Annotated in this window: 7 protein-coding genes and 2 pseudogenes; all 9 read right to left on the minus strand. The window is 32.2% G+C overall.

Annotated elements, in window-relative coordinates; translation table 11 throughout:
* A pseudogene (locus tag EGI24_RS06855) lies at nucleotides 1–268 on the minus strand (helix-turn-helix domain-containing protein); the annotation flags it as partial.
* A gap of 396 nt (nucleotides 269–664) precedes the next feature.
* Nucleotides 665–2,116: a hypothetical protein gene (locus EGI24_RS06860; RefSeq protein ID WP_255047622.1), complete on the minus strand. Its 1,452-nt coding sequence runs from the start codon at nucleotides 2,114–2,116 to the stop codon at nucleotides 665–667.
* A gap of 288 nt (nucleotides 2,117–2,404) precedes the next feature.
* Complete coding sequence (locus tag EGI24_RS06865; protein ID WP_255047623.1) at nucleotides 2,405–3,754, minus strand: glycosyl hydrolase family 28 protein; 1,350 nt, start codon at nucleotides 3,752–3,754, stop codon at nucleotides 2,405–2,407.
* Nucleotides 3,755–4,614: 860 nt separating this feature from the next.
* Complete coding sequence (locus tag EGI24_RS06870; RefSeq protein WP_255047624.1) at nucleotides 4,615–6,792, minus strand: hypothetical protein; 2,178 nt, start codon at nucleotides 6,790–6,792, stop codon at nucleotides 4,615–4,617.
* Nucleotides 6,793–6,834: 42 nt separating this feature from the next.
* Nucleotides 6,835–8,490 carry a glycoside hydrolase family 30 beta sandwich domain-containing protein gene (locus EGI24_RS06875; protein ID WP_255047625.1) on the minus strand — a complete coding sequence of 552 codons (1,656 nt, stop codon included), beginning with the start codon at nucleotides 8,488–8,490 and terminating at the stop codon, nucleotides 6,835–6,837.
* A 27-nt stretch (nucleotides 8,491–8,517) separates the two neighbouring features.
* On the minus strand, nucleotides 8,518–11,445 hold the full coding sequence (locus EGI24_RS06880) for a VCBS repeat-containing protein (protein ID WP_255047626.1): 2,928 nt from the start codon (nucleotides 11,443–11,445) through the stop codon (nucleotides 8,518–8,520).
* A 57-nt stretch (nucleotides 11,446–11,502) separates the two neighbouring features.
* Nucleotides 11,503–11,865, minus strand: a pseudogene (locus EGI24_RS21965) (FG-GAP repeat domain-containing protein); the annotation flags it as partial.
* A gap of 7 nt (nucleotides 11,866–11,872) precedes the next feature.
* Nucleotides 11,873–14,740, minus strand: a complete 2,868-nt coding sequence (locus EGI24_RS06885) for a glycosyl hydrolase (RefSeq protein WP_255047627.1) — start codon at nucleotides 14,738–14,740, stop codon at nucleotides 11,873–11,875.
* Between the two features lie 183 nt (nucleotides 14,741–14,923).
* The gene (locus tag EGI24_RS06890; RefSeq protein WP_255047628.1) at nucleotides 14,924–16,429 is read right to left on the minus strand and encodes a RagB/SusD family nutrient uptake outer membrane protein; all 1,506 of its coding nucleotides are present in this window, start codon (nucleotides 16,427–16,429) and stop codon (nucleotides 14,924–14,926) included.
* Nucleotides 16,430–16,437: the final 8 nt, after the last annotated feature.

A 16,437-nucleotide genomic window follows, 5' to 3' on the forward strand; every position in this document is an offset into this window, starting at 1 on the left:
CTTTTACAACAGATGCAAAACCATCATATAGCGTTTCCAATGATGATTTACTTTGATATTCAGGCTTAACGATAAGTTGTAAATCATAATCATCAAGCTTATGCAACTCATGAAGACCTAAGGGATGAGAGTTGAAAATATGAATATATTTATCGACGGAGTTGCGAGAAATCTCAACGATTCGACTAATGTACCTACGGGATTTACCCTCCATCAGCAATCGCAAAGCTAAATGTAACTTATTCATAGATAAAATTTGATTAGCCATCTTGGTATTTTTATACCAAATTAGTAATCAAATCAAAAACCAAGTGGCTCACTTTCGCCCGGAATTAGTGGCTCACTTTAACCCGGAATCAGTGGCTCACTTTGAGCCGGAATATCCAGCCTGGTTGGCATAAGCGACATACCCATTTTAAACAGTCCAAAGGCAATTTTAGTGATCACATTACCCAACTTAAATACGCTAGTTACTCTAATTTCTATTTTTTCATTGTATAATTTTCACTTAAACTTTATTTAGATAGCTCTGGGAAGATCGCCTAGGCACCAGTGACGAAAGAATAATTAGATGCTTTTTATATTAAAAATTCGTCTGTTCATAATAATAGCTGTTGATATTGATTAAAGAATTTTCTGAAAATAAGATTCTAACAATTCTATCTTATCTAAAAATTGTAACAATACCACTACTTGAATGTTTAATTCGTAAAACGCCTTTTGTCCAAGTAAAACCTTCGTTATCATGTGTTTGAAATTCTCTTATTTCGTTTTTACCAATCAAAACTTTAGTTGGTTTTTTGGGCAATTTTATTATTTGCGTGGCCTCTTTTGCAATACAATGGTAGTATAATATTACTTTTTCTAAATCTTTATAAGGGACATCTTCACCCAAAGTTTTGTTAAAATTTCCATTATAACTCACCAGAATCAATGGGTGGGAACTATGTAAAATATGTACCTCATCGGTCGGGGCGAGTTCTGGTTTGTAGGCCATTGCTCGCAGATAATGCCTAACATAATCGCCATATCCGTCAGTTAACCAAACTTCATCACGAGGGTAGTTATTTTTTCCATCAAAATCGACCATATATGTGGCCCAATTCAATACTCTAATGGCGTTTTCTGTTCGAGAATTATCGCCCGATAGAGCGGCATATTGTAATTCGGCAGCAGCTTGGCGGCTGCTATGGCTATTGCCAGGGGTTTGGTAGGCAGTTTGTTCGTTCATTACAATTACACCATATTTTTCCCATTGTTTATTTCCCATGGTTTTGTATGTCCATTCAAAAATGACTTGTACTTCGGTCTTCCAATTTGGGAAAAAAGTTGGGTTTTCCATCATATATTTTGCAAAAGTTATGGCATTGATTTGGGTGTCAGACCAACCTTCGATATCTTCAAAAAAGGGGCCCCATTTGTTGGTTTTTAATGGAAACTCTTTCATCCATTTTAAAATTGTTGCATGGGCTTTTTGGTATTCAGATACATTGCCTATATTTAATTTTATTAGTTCTTCGAATAACCTAAGAGTACCCACCCAATTGGTGGTATAGGAAGATTTTCCCGAAATTACAGTTGCATCTGTCCAAGAATTTTTCAAATTGGCTACTTCCCCTGTAATGGCATTCACTTTAAAAGGTAAAGGAGAGTTATCGTTGTCTCCAATTTGGGTTTTTGCAGCCAAAGTATTCGCTATTTCCATTGCATAATCAAGGTACCTATTACTATATATTGGTTGCCATTGCTTACGTGATGTAGTATAATGCAATTGAACCAGCTCGTAACCAAAAGAACCCGCTTTATCAGGTTGTGTAACACCTTTCCCCTCTGTCATATCACCATCAAATACTCCTGAATAAACCAATGTATTGTATGGAAAAGGTATATTTGGCCAAAGAGCGTCTTTTGGGGATAAGCTGTGTGTGAGATAATAGTCAGCGATAAATTTCATGTTTTCTCTTACACTTTCATCGCCAGTATATTGGTAAAGCAACTGCCAAGAGGATAGTAGCATGGCAAATTGATCACCACCAATGCCACGGGGATCATTGGGTAGTGGCCGCCAAACTTGATGATTCATATAATAAGGTAATCCATTTTGGTCTGTTCGCATGTTTTGCCAAAAGTTCCAACATAGTTTTACTACATGACTATATGATTTCCCATAATCATATGAATACCAAGGAATTATATTTCCTTTAATGTCAGTTTTTATAGGATGGAATACTAAAAAACCCTCCTTAGTTTTGTCATATTTCGGTACTAATTGACCAAATAAATATATTGGGCAGAGGAAAATTAGTAAAAAAATAATTTGTCTCATTTGTTTATCGGTTGTTTCTTACTTTTTGTAATTTCATTTTTTTTTTAAATTAGCAGCGTTCTATAATTCTCACAATCATCATTTAAACTTTATGTTTTCACAATGAATAATAGCAAGCATTCCGTTGTAGATTGAGACAATTTTTTTGCCATGAATTGTAAAATCTTCCAAAGTTACATCCTTGATTATATGATCATCACTAAAGCCTAAAATTTGTGAGCTTGGGTAATGATTGCCTTCAACTGATATGGTTTTGAAATGAACTCCTTCAACTTTTCCTCGCTTTTGGTCTTTGGTATAATTCGATTTCATAATTCTAAAATCAATCAACCAACCTTTGGCGTCTTCTACCCTAATGTTTTCATACAAAATACTTTTCACAAAAGCTCTATCTCCATTATGAATTGTAAAAGTGCCTTCAGGGCCTTCAGTATGTATAATGTCACAATTTTTAAAGGTTATATTTTGAATAGTATCTGCCCGAGTTTCAAAGCCAATCTCAAGTGCATTGCCCCAGTCACCATTCCAAAAGGTTGAATTTTGTATTACTATATTATTTACATTAAAATCACTTTTAAACTTTGTATAATATGTAACTCCGCTTTTTACCGCAATACAATCGTCTTTCGTGCGAATAAAAACTTTGTCAACTAGAACATTTTGGCTTCCTACGATGTCTATTCCATCATCCCAATCATTATCAGAAACTATTTTGAAATTGTGATAAGTTACATTTTTTGATGCAAGTGAAGCACATGACCAATGCTTCGATTCTGAGATAATTATACCATCAATAAGCACATTATTTGAGCGATTTATTTCTATTGGTCGTACTTTGCCTTTTTCGAAAATACTATTATCAAGAATACCTCTGCCAGTTATTTTTACGTTTTCCGTACTATCAATTATAAAATTACCTTGCACTACAGCCCCACCTGCAATATAAACAGTTTGGTTTTTTTGTAGTTTTATGACGCCAACTTTATGGATTTTACCTGCTTCAAAAAATATAGTATTTGGAGTATTTTTGGTTGGTTGATTTATCTCAAGTGGATTAGCAAAAATAAATAGTGGTTTATTAATGTTTTTGTTGATTTCAACCGATAAATTTTCAGGTTTATCTAAAGTAAAAATAATCTCATCTCTATATTGTTTGGTTTCAATATTTTTGCTTTTGGGGCGAATATCAAAATTGTAAATCGGGGAGTTCACTATCACTTTTAGATCAATTTTACCTTCAAATGAAAAATAGGCAATTGCGGCTGTTTTTGTTTCATAAACAAATACTGTTTGGCCGTTTACCTCTAAATCATATAGACTAGATTTAGTAACATTGTTAGGTGAAGGATATATAACTAGCTGAGCAACAGAAGTATTGCAAATTAATATTAATAGGTTTAAAATGGTTAAATTTAAAATAATTTTCATTTTCGAATTGTTAAATTTTTTTAATGCTTTTCTTTAATTTTTTGGCGAATTTGGATTTGAATTACCTAATAAGATCTTTAATCAATAAATTCATAACGCTTTCAAGTTCATTTGTAATAAAACAATGCAAATCATTGCCCCTCTTCAAATTGAAATTATGAAAAGATAAATCATCAAATTATTGAGCATATAATCCATAGATACCGTGTTCAAATATTTATCTCTCTTAAGTGGCTGTTGGCGGAAGTTCAAAATTTCCTCCACTTAAAAGAGTTCCTTTACCTTTTTTAATATGCAAATTCACGCAATTCATCTGTATATTTACGATATTGCTTTGTCTAGTATAAAATAAGCGATACGCTTAATTTTATTTGAAATAATAATTTACGGAATACAATTGAGAAAGTTCACTTGAATAGACTCTTGTAAACCTTTTGATTTCTATTAAACTTTTTTGATATATTATTTAAGGATTTAAAATATTATAAGAATATTTTTGTCTTAAAAGATTTTAAAATTTAATACTACTTTTTACTAGTTAAATAACCAAATATGTTTTTTACTTCTATATTTCCTAAAACACTATTTCTTGAGAAGCCCATTTACTCTTTCCTGAATCGCACTAGCAATGGAATCATAACTTTTAGTAAAACAACAAGATTCAGCGTTTTTGGTCAATAATTTCTGATAGCCCCTACTACAATAAAATTAGCCACTGCATGAATGATATATTAAGTTTTTAAGATTTTTGCTTATTAGTGAATTAATTTTATCAATTTATTTGATTGTAAAATTATCCCAGACAGAAGTAGTATCAACAAAAAAAATTCTCTATTTTAAAATTTGATCATATTTCATTTTTAGTCTAATTTAATTTTTCCATTTTCTGAATCCAGTATAATTGTAGAACTATTTTTCAAAACCAACTTCATTTTTTTGCCATTTTTCAGAGTAATTTCTCTATCACCTGTGTCTTTTGCATGAAGCATTAGCAATCCAGAATTGGCATAAGTAAAATCATTATTCTCATTATAAATATGGCATCCTGCCTGCCGAAAAATTTCCCTAAAATTATTTGTACCATTCATTGGAACTCCACAAAATACAGATGTAAAATCATTCATTTTTTTTCTCACAGTAATGATTTTAGAATTTTCTTTTAAAATTGCCAAAGGTTCGCAATTGATTTCCTTTACAATAAATAATGGCTCAATTGGCCCATTAAATTTGTATTCGTTACCATTATTCATTTTTACGATTGGAATTACTGAAGAATCAATTTTTTGAAGGCTAATTTTTGTTAATGATTCTACGAATTTCAAATCTAAAATTTCCCCATTTGTATAACCAGTTAAATAATTCCAAACTAAAGTTCGACCATTTTTTGCCACTTTCTCCTGAATATATTGCCTTTGAATATCAGTCAATTTATATACATTCATAAAAACAATAGCTTTATATTGGTCAAGATTTACGAGATTCAAATCAAAATCATAGACGTGGTCACCAACTGTACCAGAATGTAATGCTTGTTCAATAGAATGGTCAATTACGTTAGCTGTAATCGGAAGAGTAGTAGATTTTAAATAATAAAAAACATCCTGACTCCAAACATATAGCACATCGGCTTCAGATTTGTAAGGAACTGAAAGTCTCTTTTCAAATAATTCTTTTTGTTCTTTTATCATTTTTAAATAATGGGGATTATCCCACCATCCAAATCCTACTTGTAATCCAAAATCGTATAACCAAAAGCCAATGCCTCGCATGAGTGGCAAGCTTACGCAACGTTTAAGTACGTTTGCATATGTGCTATCAAACCTTGCTTTGTATCTTATATTATCATAATCAGTTTTAGGGTGAAGGTAGCCATTATCAATTTCATCTAACCAAAGTTTTCCATGTAGCAAAGTCGACTCTATCAATCCTCTTGAATTACCAGATCCACCATCATTTCTACTTTCACCCCAATAAGTCTGAGGTGCAGATAGATAATCTATGTATTTACTTTCGAGAATTTGTTTGACAAAAAGGTGTCCACCAACAGTTTGACGATTAAAAGTCATGTGAAGATAACCATAGAAAATACCTGTTATTATTGGCCTTTTCCAGGTAGTCTTTACCAATTTACAGAAATATTCTGCATCGTCGGCAACCACTTCTTGCTGAGCTGTAAAATAATCAATTACACGCTGTTCAATTTTCGGATCTTTAAAAAAACCATCCTGAGTTTTCAGCCGATCTTCAATGTTCGGAACAGAGGCATTTTCGAATGTGTACTCATTTGTTTTCCAAGATCTTTGAAGATTTTCAGAGGTTTTGTATTTGTTTTTCAGCCATTTACGAAAATAATTAGTCATGGCAATACCGGTATCTGGATCATGGTCAATAAACCCCCAATAATGCCATTCACCATAAATGCCTCCTGCCAAATGCATTCCTATTACAGAATTACCTTCTTTAGTTTTTTGTAATCGCTTACAAAATTCAATCAATTTTTGACCAGATTCATTTTTCCATTTTTCCGATGCTAAACTTGCTCTTAAAGCTCTTTTTATATCATATTCTTCATTATGAAATGGTGGGCCTGCTTTTAGAGTTGTATCAATATTGCCATCAGCAAATTGAGTACATTCATCCAGATGACTTTCGTTCCACCAAAAAGGTGCATTTACATGAAATCTGATTATTATATTGGCATCAGGGCATTGATCGAGAACTCCTTTAATTTGCTTTTGAGCCTTATTTATATCTAAATTTTTGCTATTTTTTTTCCAAATATCTTCCAGCCAGATATCTACTTGATAAAGTCGAATACCGATTTTGCAAAAATTATTTATATTCCGAGAGGGAACTTCCTCCCAAGACCATCTTCCACCATAGGCATGAGTTAAAGCATAAAAAGCAGGAGTTTCAGGTCTATCATTAATGAAAATGGTAGGTCTACCATTGAATTTTTTTACTTCCGCCCATTTAAGATTTTGCGAGAAAGATTTACAAAATAAAAAACACAAAAAGATTAAAAAGAAATTTTTCATTAGCAGTAATGAATTTTAAAAAAATATTAAACAATAAAAAAATTAATATTCTCCTGAAAATAATGTAGTAACACCCATTGACTGAACAACAAATAATTGATCTTTAGTAACCCCTTTTACTTCAAGTGCATTTTCGAAGCTATTTGTGTTAATTACACGGTATTTTTCAGCCCCTCCCTTTATTTTCACTGCTCTATCAAAAGAAGATATATTAATTAACACAACAGTGGATTGCCCATTGTTTGAAAACGCAACAGACAAAACATCCGGAGATGACGTTGACTCAATTCTTACAGCACCTGGTCTAATGTATTTATAAAACTGTTTACTGACATAAAAACGTTTTGATTTTTCACCTTTTGAATTCATAAGGCTATATTCATCAATATTCTCAGTACTTAAAGTCCAGAAAACCCAAGCAGAAACATTTCCATATGTCAATGACATATACATTGCTTTGGCAAGATCTATTGCACCATCATATGTGTTTTTAAAACCAGAAGTCTCCGTCATCCATAGAGGCTTTTTAAAAGGGTTGCCCCAATCTTTCATTTTTCTCCAAGTTAAAGCATCGTTGCTTACAGATGTAATTCCATCAAAAGCATATCCATGAGTGGCAATTGCATCAATATACTGCCTGCTTTCTGTGTCAATTATACTAGGTTTTATTAGATTATCAGCCGCTTCAAACCATCCCACATCTTCTGGACCGAAAATTAGTGTTTTTAATCCTTCTTTTTTAAAACGCTTTCCAACAACTATCAAAACCTCTTTATATGCCTCTCCATTGTAAACACAGGAGGAATAAAATTGAGAAAAACGAGGTTCATTTTGAATACTTAATGCGTATAAATCTATTCCAATTTCACTTTTAAAAATTTTGCAATAAGCAACTAAGGATTCTGCAAACTCCTCATAAAATTCTTCTTTAAGTTGGTTAGTTTTGGTATCAGGTTTTGAATTAAATTCTGGGGCCGAATTATTTGGTGTTCCATTATCAATGTCATTGTTCCATTTCATCCAAGGAGCAGGAGACCAAACTGATGCAATAAATTTATTGATTCCTGCCTCATGCATTGCCTTAAAATGTTGAAGTCTAACCGCAAGCGGTTGATGGTGGCCCTCTATATTTTTGCTTAAATTAAATTTTTTCAAATCAATTATATAAGGATTATCATTGTCATTTATAATTTCAAAACTAGTAGGTACTTCATCCCTAATTATAGTACACCCTAGGTCATTTACAATGTCACTTACGAATCTCTCAGAAGTAAAAGGTCCATTTGACCAATAAACATTCTGTGCTCCAAATCCTCCAAAACCTTCAATTGTTTGAAAGGTAATGGACGGATTAATTTCAATTTCTTGTACTTCAGTCGAAATCGAAATAATTTTTTCACTTTCATTGGATATACCATCTGAAGCTATAACTTTAACAGAATATATTTGTCCATCTGAGAAAGCCTCAGTTTCTTTCTCATCTCCAAATCTTTTAATCCCATTTCCAAAATCCCAAAAAAGCTTTACATCATCAAATTCCTGATCTAATACTTTAGCACTAAATTCATAAGTCATCGGGTAAACACTAATAAGTTTAGACTCCAAAGTGACAACAGGAGATAAATTAACGTTCGAAATTTCTTGTGATTTGCATCCAAGAAAAAAAAACATAATAAATAAAAGGCGTTGAATTTTCATTTTTAAGAATAGATAATCTCTGTTTATTTATTTAAAGTTTAGAAATTTAAAAATTTGGAGGTTGGAATTAATATTTCCAATTATTAAAATCTTATCTCTTCTCCTCTTAACTATTATAGCTGACTTTGCTTCATTATCAGCTATTAAACCCCCATTATTTATTTTTTTAAATTCCCCATTTTCAAAATTTAAAACTGAACCAATGCTAGCATCCCACCACCCACCTACTGTTTCTGGTGCCTTTGAATTGCCAAATAGAAAGAGATAATTATCAGAATAAATAAAGGAATTAACCAATGAAAATTGGGCTTCGGCTGGAAAAGGATGAAACACAAAATTTAGCTTGCCAAGGTTCTCAAGCCAACCAGAGCGTAATTCTTCGACATTAAACTGTAAAGCACTTTCCAAATCTTTTTTGTCTAAAATATCTTTCATTTTGGCTTTTGCATAGTCACTATAAAGTGGGAAATAGCGTTTTAGCCCAGGGACTTGAAGAGTTATTAAATCTCTTGTTGGAACTGGAACCTCATTATTACCTAAATAAAAACTCATCACAGGATCTATTCTTCCGTTTGAGTCATAGTCTTTAGCATAAATCTTCAACGGCCTTTCTTTTGAAGCATGATATTTTGAGTTTTGTCCTATATTTCCTAGCATTAAATCTAAATCACCATCATGATCTACATCAATAGAATAAAGGGTTTGCCATAATCCATTTATCTTTTCAACAAGATTTTTAGCTGGTGAAAATTTATTTTTATTGTTTATTAATATCATTGGACTCATCCACTCACCAATCAAAACTAAGTCTGGAAGATTATCTTTATTTGCATCAAACCAAACAGAGGAGGTTATTAACCCTACTTTGCTCAATTCTGGAGCAAATTGATGGGTTTTATCTACAAATTTGACTTTGCCTTTAATAGTTTGATTTTCAAATAGAAAGCTTGGTGGTGAAAAAGGAAATTTTCCTGAAATTAATCGACTTCCTCGAAAAATATCCAAATCTCCGTCTTTGTCAAAATCAGATATGGAGACCGTGCTACCAGGGAAATATGTAGTGGGCAATCCATTCCTTTTAAGAGAGAATTTTCCACTTCCATCATTTATATACAGCCTATCTTGATAACTCTGAGAAGCACCTTCCGAATGACTCCCTCCACTTACAGCATAAAAATCTAAATCTCCATCTGAATCTGTATCAAATAATACTGATGAAACGGTTTCATATTTTTCACTTTCTTCTAAAGAAGTTTGAGAAAAACTACCATTTTCATTTTGAGTAAAAATCAAGTCAGATTGACCAACATCTGTTCCTATTATAAAATCATCAAGATTATCATTGTTAATATCTCCAGATGTTAAACTAGGACTAATTCTAGAATACTTATAGGGTAAAAGAGGATTTTGATTAAAATCATTGAAGTCTTTTTCTTGGTGCCTAAATTTCAAACCTACTGATTCGGGTGAAATTTCTAAATACTGTTTATCTATATTTTCTTTATGGATTGTAAAAAAAGGAATCGACTTTTTATCATTATATCTAATTTTAATACTTTGATTTGTATTTATAAGATTCTCAGATTGTTTTTTCCCATTTGGCCAAAAGACCACAACACTATCAATTTTTTTGTTTACTCCTAAACCAAAATGCAAAAAGTTTTCTACTGAGGAAACATAACCTCTAGTTGGTTGGTTTTCTTTAAAAAACACTTTGTCATCTGAAAATACCGCCACTTTTGCTCCGATGGCATCTTTATTGCCATCTAAGCCTTCAAATTTGATGCATATCCAATTTGGATGTTTTTCACTATTATTAGTTAGGTTTTCATAGAAAAAAGCTTTGCTATCAATGTTATTTACAACATAATCAAGATCACCATCATTATCAAAATCTGCATAAATTGCACCATTAGAGTAGCTTGGTTCATCAATTCCCCATTTTTTTGAAACATTAGTAAATGTCAAATCTCCATTGTTATGAAAAGCGTAGTTAGGAAGTTTAATTTCAGGCAGTTCCTTTATTTTTTCAAAAACTTTAAGATGGTCCTTAACTTTATTGTCGAACATTTGAAGGTCTCTTTGCGATGCTAAATATGCTGTAAAATCCATATTCGTAACATCCCGTCTATATCCATTGGTAATGAGCAAATCATTGAATCCGTCATTATCGAAATCGCCAAAAAGAGGTGCCCAAGACCAGTCGGTTTTATCAACTCCTGAAAATTGGCTTATTTCAGAAAAGACAGCTGGATAGTTATTTGAATAATCGAATTTTGATTTTTCACCTAAATCATTTGATAATTCCTTTTTTCTATTCAACTGTAAAGTGTTTCTCATAAATTGAGGTTGATACCCTAATTTTAAATCCATTTGTAACCTGTCATGATTTGAACCAGCGAGCATCATTTTTTGACGTTCGTTAGTTTCTGGCAACATGTCAACTACCATAATTTCTGGGTTAGCATCATTGTTTATATCCGCAATATCAACCCCCATACCATTATAGCTCTGATGTTTTAAATATTCTCCAGCCTTATTGGTAAAGGTACCATCCTGGTTATTAACCCATATCAAATCATTAGACAAAAAATCATTGGAGCAATAAACATCATCCCAACCATCACCGTTTATGTCAGAAATCACTAAACCTAGTCCATAACCTTCCGTTAAAATTCCAGCTTTGTGTGTAATGTTTTTAAATTTACAATTCCCTTCATTTCTATACAATCTATCGTTTGAAGGAGCTTCACCATTGACTCTTTTTGGTCTAAGAGTATTTCTATTTTCCTTTTCTAAAGCGTTTGTTAGAATATAGCAATCCAAGTCTCCATCTCGGTCATAATCAAAAAAGGCTGCTTGTGTACTGTATCCCATATCATTCAAGCCGTATTCAGTGGCTTTTTCTTTAAAAAATGGAATACCGTTTTTATTTAGTCCTTGGTTTTCAAACAAAAGATTTGCCCTTTTTGTAGAATCCTTTACAAAGCCTGCTACACAAACATATATGTCCTGCCATCCATCTTGATTGACATCAGTGACTGTAACACCAGTACACCAAGCTTTTGTACCTGTGTTAGATTCAGAAGTTATTTCCTTGAAGTTTAATCCACCTTTATTTAAATACATTTTACTAGAAACTTGATTTCCAGCAAAATACAAATCAGTTTTACCATCATTATTGAAATCTCCAACTGCCAAACCTGCTCCATTGTATATGTACTCGAATGTCATTGAATTAAAATCTGCGGAATCAAAAATAGTATTCTCAAAGTCAATCCCAGTTTCTGAAGAATCCAAAAATTTAAAAATTTTTTTATCAGAATTACATGACATAAAAAATAAACAGGCTATACAAATTTTAAGAGTTTTCATACGATAACTATTTTTCGTAAAATTCAATCTGAACAGGCCCTATTAATCCCGCAGGAATTAATTCTGCATTAGAAAACGGAACCATCCAAGCATTTGGGAGCTTGGTAATGTTCGTTTTAGTTTTTCTATAAACTTCAGGATTTTTTGAGTCACCTATTAATCGATTATTAATAGAATTTACAACCTCTATTTGCAAGAAATTATCTCCTTCTACGCAAGCACTAGTTATGTCAATTTTATATGGATAGTGCCAACTAACACCCAACCTATTTCCATTCAAATATATCTCCGCAATTTCTTTAACTTGACCTAAATCTAAAACGATTTTTGTATTGGTCTCTAGTTGGTTTGGAGAAAGTATAAAATTAGTTTTATAAACCACATTCCCTGAATAGTATTTCACAGCATTTTTATGGCTTTCATTTAAAGGTATTAGAATATTCATTGTGTCACGAGCAATAGTTCCAATTTTTTGATCAAAGGAGAGATACCAGGAATTATTCAGATTAATTTTAGTTTTCATCTTATTGTTTGCTGCAAAATTTGAAAAATGTGGTAAATTTAAATTTTTCTCCAATTTGACATTTGGCATTTTTAAATCCTTTATTTTACTTTTACTAAAAACAATAAAACATGAACCATCTTTAAATAATGAAATGGGAATTGTAATTTGTTTATTATTATTTTGATGATAAGTAATTTCTTGAATCTCTCCATTTTCAGGATTCCAAATTGTTGGAATCATCCCAGTTACACGAAAACTTATCTTTCCAACAACATTAGTTTTTTTTACATTTCTGAAAAAGTAAATTTCATTTTCTTTTGTTTTTCGATGTATAAAATCAAGACTATCAATATCAGATTGTAAATCAGCTATGACTCCTTTATCACTTAAGACCTCATTAATAGTTTTTCCAGAAACAATTTTCCCTTTTCCAAAAAATCTCTCTTTAACATTTATACCATCGCAATTTGCCCATAGTTTATTTGATAACTCTTTTACTTCAATATCATTTTGTTTGTAATTATTTAAGCCTGAGGATTTTTGAGGCTTTTTACCTAAAACTATTGCTCCATCGAATACCAACTTCTCCAGTTTTTTTAATACATCTAAGTTAATTGATACCTCATCAGGCAAAACCAAAACCTCGTAAAATTGGCCGTGAGGTAAATATATTCGCCCATCTTTTACAGACATTTTATTTAAAATAACATCAGTGTTAACTACGTCATAATCATAACCGAAGCCAATTTTCTTTTTTATTTCAGTCGGAGAAACGAAATTAGGTGCTTTATCACCATAATAATAAGCAATGTCTCCAACAAAGTTGCCTTGTTGTAGCAAATAGCTACATCTTGACAAATATTCATGAAATGGCTTAGATTTTGGCCACCATCCATTTGTAGTATTTATTAAAGTACCAAAGTTATAAACCCAACCAGGAAAACCAGATTCAGGAGGACTATGAGGAAAAGTATGGTAAACAAATCGATTTAGGCCTTCACACATTGCTTTATCAGCTAACGGTTTCAATTCACTTGGACCCTCTTGCCAAAGCCAAACACTTGTAAATGACTCAGCCTCTACATACTTTTGATTGTAGATATGTGATGCACTTGCAATTCCTTTTACAATTTGCAACAATTCTTGTTTTTCATGTTTATTCCAGAACTCTCCTCTAGGGATAGTTAGAGCACCCAAAGCTTTTAAGTCTTCAAAAGGAACGTTATGGAATGGCTGACCTGGGCCTCCTGCTTCGGCAACAAATCCTATACCTTTCTCCTCACAAATTGCACGTCCTAATTCATAATGATTTTTGATAATAAGGTCAGAAATTGTTTTTGTAAAATCATATTTAAATCTTTGACTTATTTCATCACTTTTTATTTTAAATCCATCTAAAATTGGTAAAAAATTTTCGAGATTATATTTGTTCCTTTTCAAAAATTCCTCAGGAAGATTTGGTGTCCAAACGGCAGAATTAACCTCATAACTATCGGCATTCAAATATTTCAAGGACCTATTTTTTAATGGACCAACAATTGGAAGAAGTTGACTAAATATATAATTTAGATTAGCTTTTTGTGCATCCCCACTAAAATGATCCAACATTAGTCCATTTGAAGCAGTGCTTGGTAAAACTAACTGTTGTCCAGTGGGAGCACAAACATATCTCACAATTCTCCATTTACCCTTTGGAACATTCCATTGTAAATGATTGTCTTTAAAATTTTCGCTCAATAGAATAATTGAATGATCTTTTATCAAAGAATCAGATGTAAAAACATGTGCTAATAAAACTACTTCTTTATAAAAAACTGGTAAACCTGTTTTGAGATCTTTTTTTATTTTCGACTGAGAGTCACTGGAGGTTTCTGAAATTTGGGGAAATGAAATATATGATGAAAAATTCTGAGGACCTTCTATAATTGTATCTCTTCTAAACAACCCCATTGCTCCATGCTCTGGTTTAACCCAGGAGCCACCTGCGTTCCAACTACTCGAAAAATTGAGGCCAATCTCTAAATCTAATCTATCCGCTTCATTTATTGTATAAGCAATTGCCTGTACCGATTCTTTACTCAAAAATGGTGGACCAGAAGGAATCTCTTTATAGGGGTCTAAGCTTGTTCCAATGTCCCAAATGTCAAAGCCGCCCATTCCTTTTCTTTTTGCTTCTTCCAATTCAAATGTAATTTGAGGTAAGCTAACATTTCCATTTATCCATGGCCAAAGAGCCTTAGGTCTAGCAGATACTGGCGGGTTTACAAACTCGTTTGCCAATTTTAAAATCGAATTATTCTGCAAATTATTTTGTGATTTTGCAAAACTTATGTTTAACAAAACAAATAAGACAATCAAACATTGTTTCATATCAAACTTTGAACTAAAATTTTATTCATTTTTATTTAATTCCTCGCGACTTTTAATAAAAAAAGCTGCCTCTCCAATATTTATTATTGAAAATTAGCTACTTAAAATTCGCTAAAAAAAGTAATTCCCTGCAAAACAGGGAAATACTAACCATTTGTCTATATAATGAAACTTGTTTGAGGCTCAATATCCTTTATTTTGAATTACATTTGGATTTAAATCAAGCTCATTCAGAGGAATAGGATAAAGTAGATTTTTGGTTACATCAAACTTTACATCGTTTCTTAATGAACTAAAATCATAATTTGCACCTAAGTTTATTTTTCCAGCTAAATGCCAACGACGAAGATCTAACCACCTTGTCCCTTCTTCACCTGCTAATTCCAAAAATCTTTCTTTATTAATCCAATTAAAAATCTTAGATTTATCATTTTCTGTAGTTAAATATTCTTCAGGAAATTTACCCCCAGTTTTCATATTTCTAGCCCTAGTTCTAACCTCATTAATATACCCAATTGCAGTTGAAGTAGAACCACCAGACTCCAAAGTTGCCTCAGCTTTCAACAATAAAATGTCAGCATATCTTAATATTCGAGGATTGTTTGCTGAGCCAACTCCAGCTTGAGTTTTTAACTCTCCAGTATTCCAATATTTATTAAAAGTAAAATCATTTAAGTTAATTGTTGCGGCAACTCTAGGATCTTCGCTATCAAATGCCTTAGCAAGTTTTTTTGTACCTTCATATCTTGGAGCTCCAAAAAGAGACCAATGATTTTCGTAAAAACCCCAATAAGCAGATGTTGATCCTGAACCCCCTGCTTGGAAATCATCTGAAAGCCAAACATTGTCAAAATCTGGCTGAGAGGCTTGAAATTCAAACAGTGACTCTGAATTGTTTTCTGTTTTTGAATTAAAATTATCGCCAAAATCAGCCACTAATTTTTTATCTTTTATTTTATTTAAGGCACTTAAAGCCTCTGTGAAATCTGCAGTATTTTTGGTCACGGAGCCTCTAAAAACTAAGGCTTTCCCCAAAAATCCATTTGCTGAACTCTGAGTCGCTCTACCCCTATTTGTCGCATTCCAAGATACCGGTAAAAGGGTAGCTGCTTCACTAAAATTTTTAATTGCCTCATCTAAAAGTTCATTCCCCTTTGAATTTGGTGGTGTTGTCTTATCAGAGCTTTCAATTCTTTCCGTGACCAAAGGCGAATTTCCAAAGTAATTCCAAAGTAAAAAATTTGCATATCCTTTAAGAAATAATGCTTCACCTCTAATATTATTTTTCAAATTGGGGGTTTTAATGACTCCATCCTCTTTGTCAAGTTTTTGAAGTACTATATTAGCACGATTTATTATTTGATAAGCTACTTTATAAAAAGTATTTATGCTTCCATTTGCTGCTTGAAGCGTACCAAAAATTTCGAAGGGGACAGTTCCAGATGTCGTTATATCATCTCCAGGCAATATCCAAAATCCATGAATTGGGTTGTTAGCATTAAACCAATATATATCCGTCATTTTTGCATAAACTCCTAAAATGGATTTATTATAATCCGATTCTTCAAAAAAATAGGATGCTTCTGTAGGAGACAAAGGTTCTAAATCAATTCGTTTTTCGTTACAACTGGTATAAGTGAAAATAGTAATCGCAAATATAATTATTGCTTTTATTCCTAAATTTTTCATTGTATTTT

Origin of the sequence: Lacihabitans sp. CS3-21 (assembly GCF_024343675.1) — a bacterium.
Taxonomy (GTDB): domain Bacteria; phylum Bacteroidota; class Bacteroidia; order Cytophagales; family Spirosomataceae; genus Leadbetterella.

Coding starts and splice junctions, on each gene's coding strand:
- EGI24_RS06860 (WP_255047622.1), bottom strand. CDS start 2,116: ATGCGAACAGACCAAAATGGATTACCTTATTATATGAATCATCAAGTT.
- EGI24_RS06865 (WP_255047623.1), bottom strand. CDS start 3,754: ATGAAAATTATTTTAAATTTAACCATTTTAAACCTATTAATATTAATT.
- EGI24_RS06870 (WP_255047624.1), bottom strand. CDS start 6,792: ATGAAAAATTTCTTTTTAATCTTTTTGTGTTTTTTATTTTGTAAATCT.
- EGI24_RS06875 (WP_255047625.1), bottom strand. CDS start 8,490: ATGAAAATTCAACGCCTTTTATTTATTATGTTTTTTTTTCTTGGATGC.
- EGI24_RS06885 (WP_255047627.1), bottom strand. CDS start 14,740: ATGAAACAATGTTTGATTGTCTTATTTGTTTTGTTAAACATAAGTTTT.
- EGI24_RS06890 (WP_255047628.1), bottom strand. CDS start 16,429: ATGAAAAATTTAGGAATAAAAGCAATAATTATATTTGCGATTACTATT.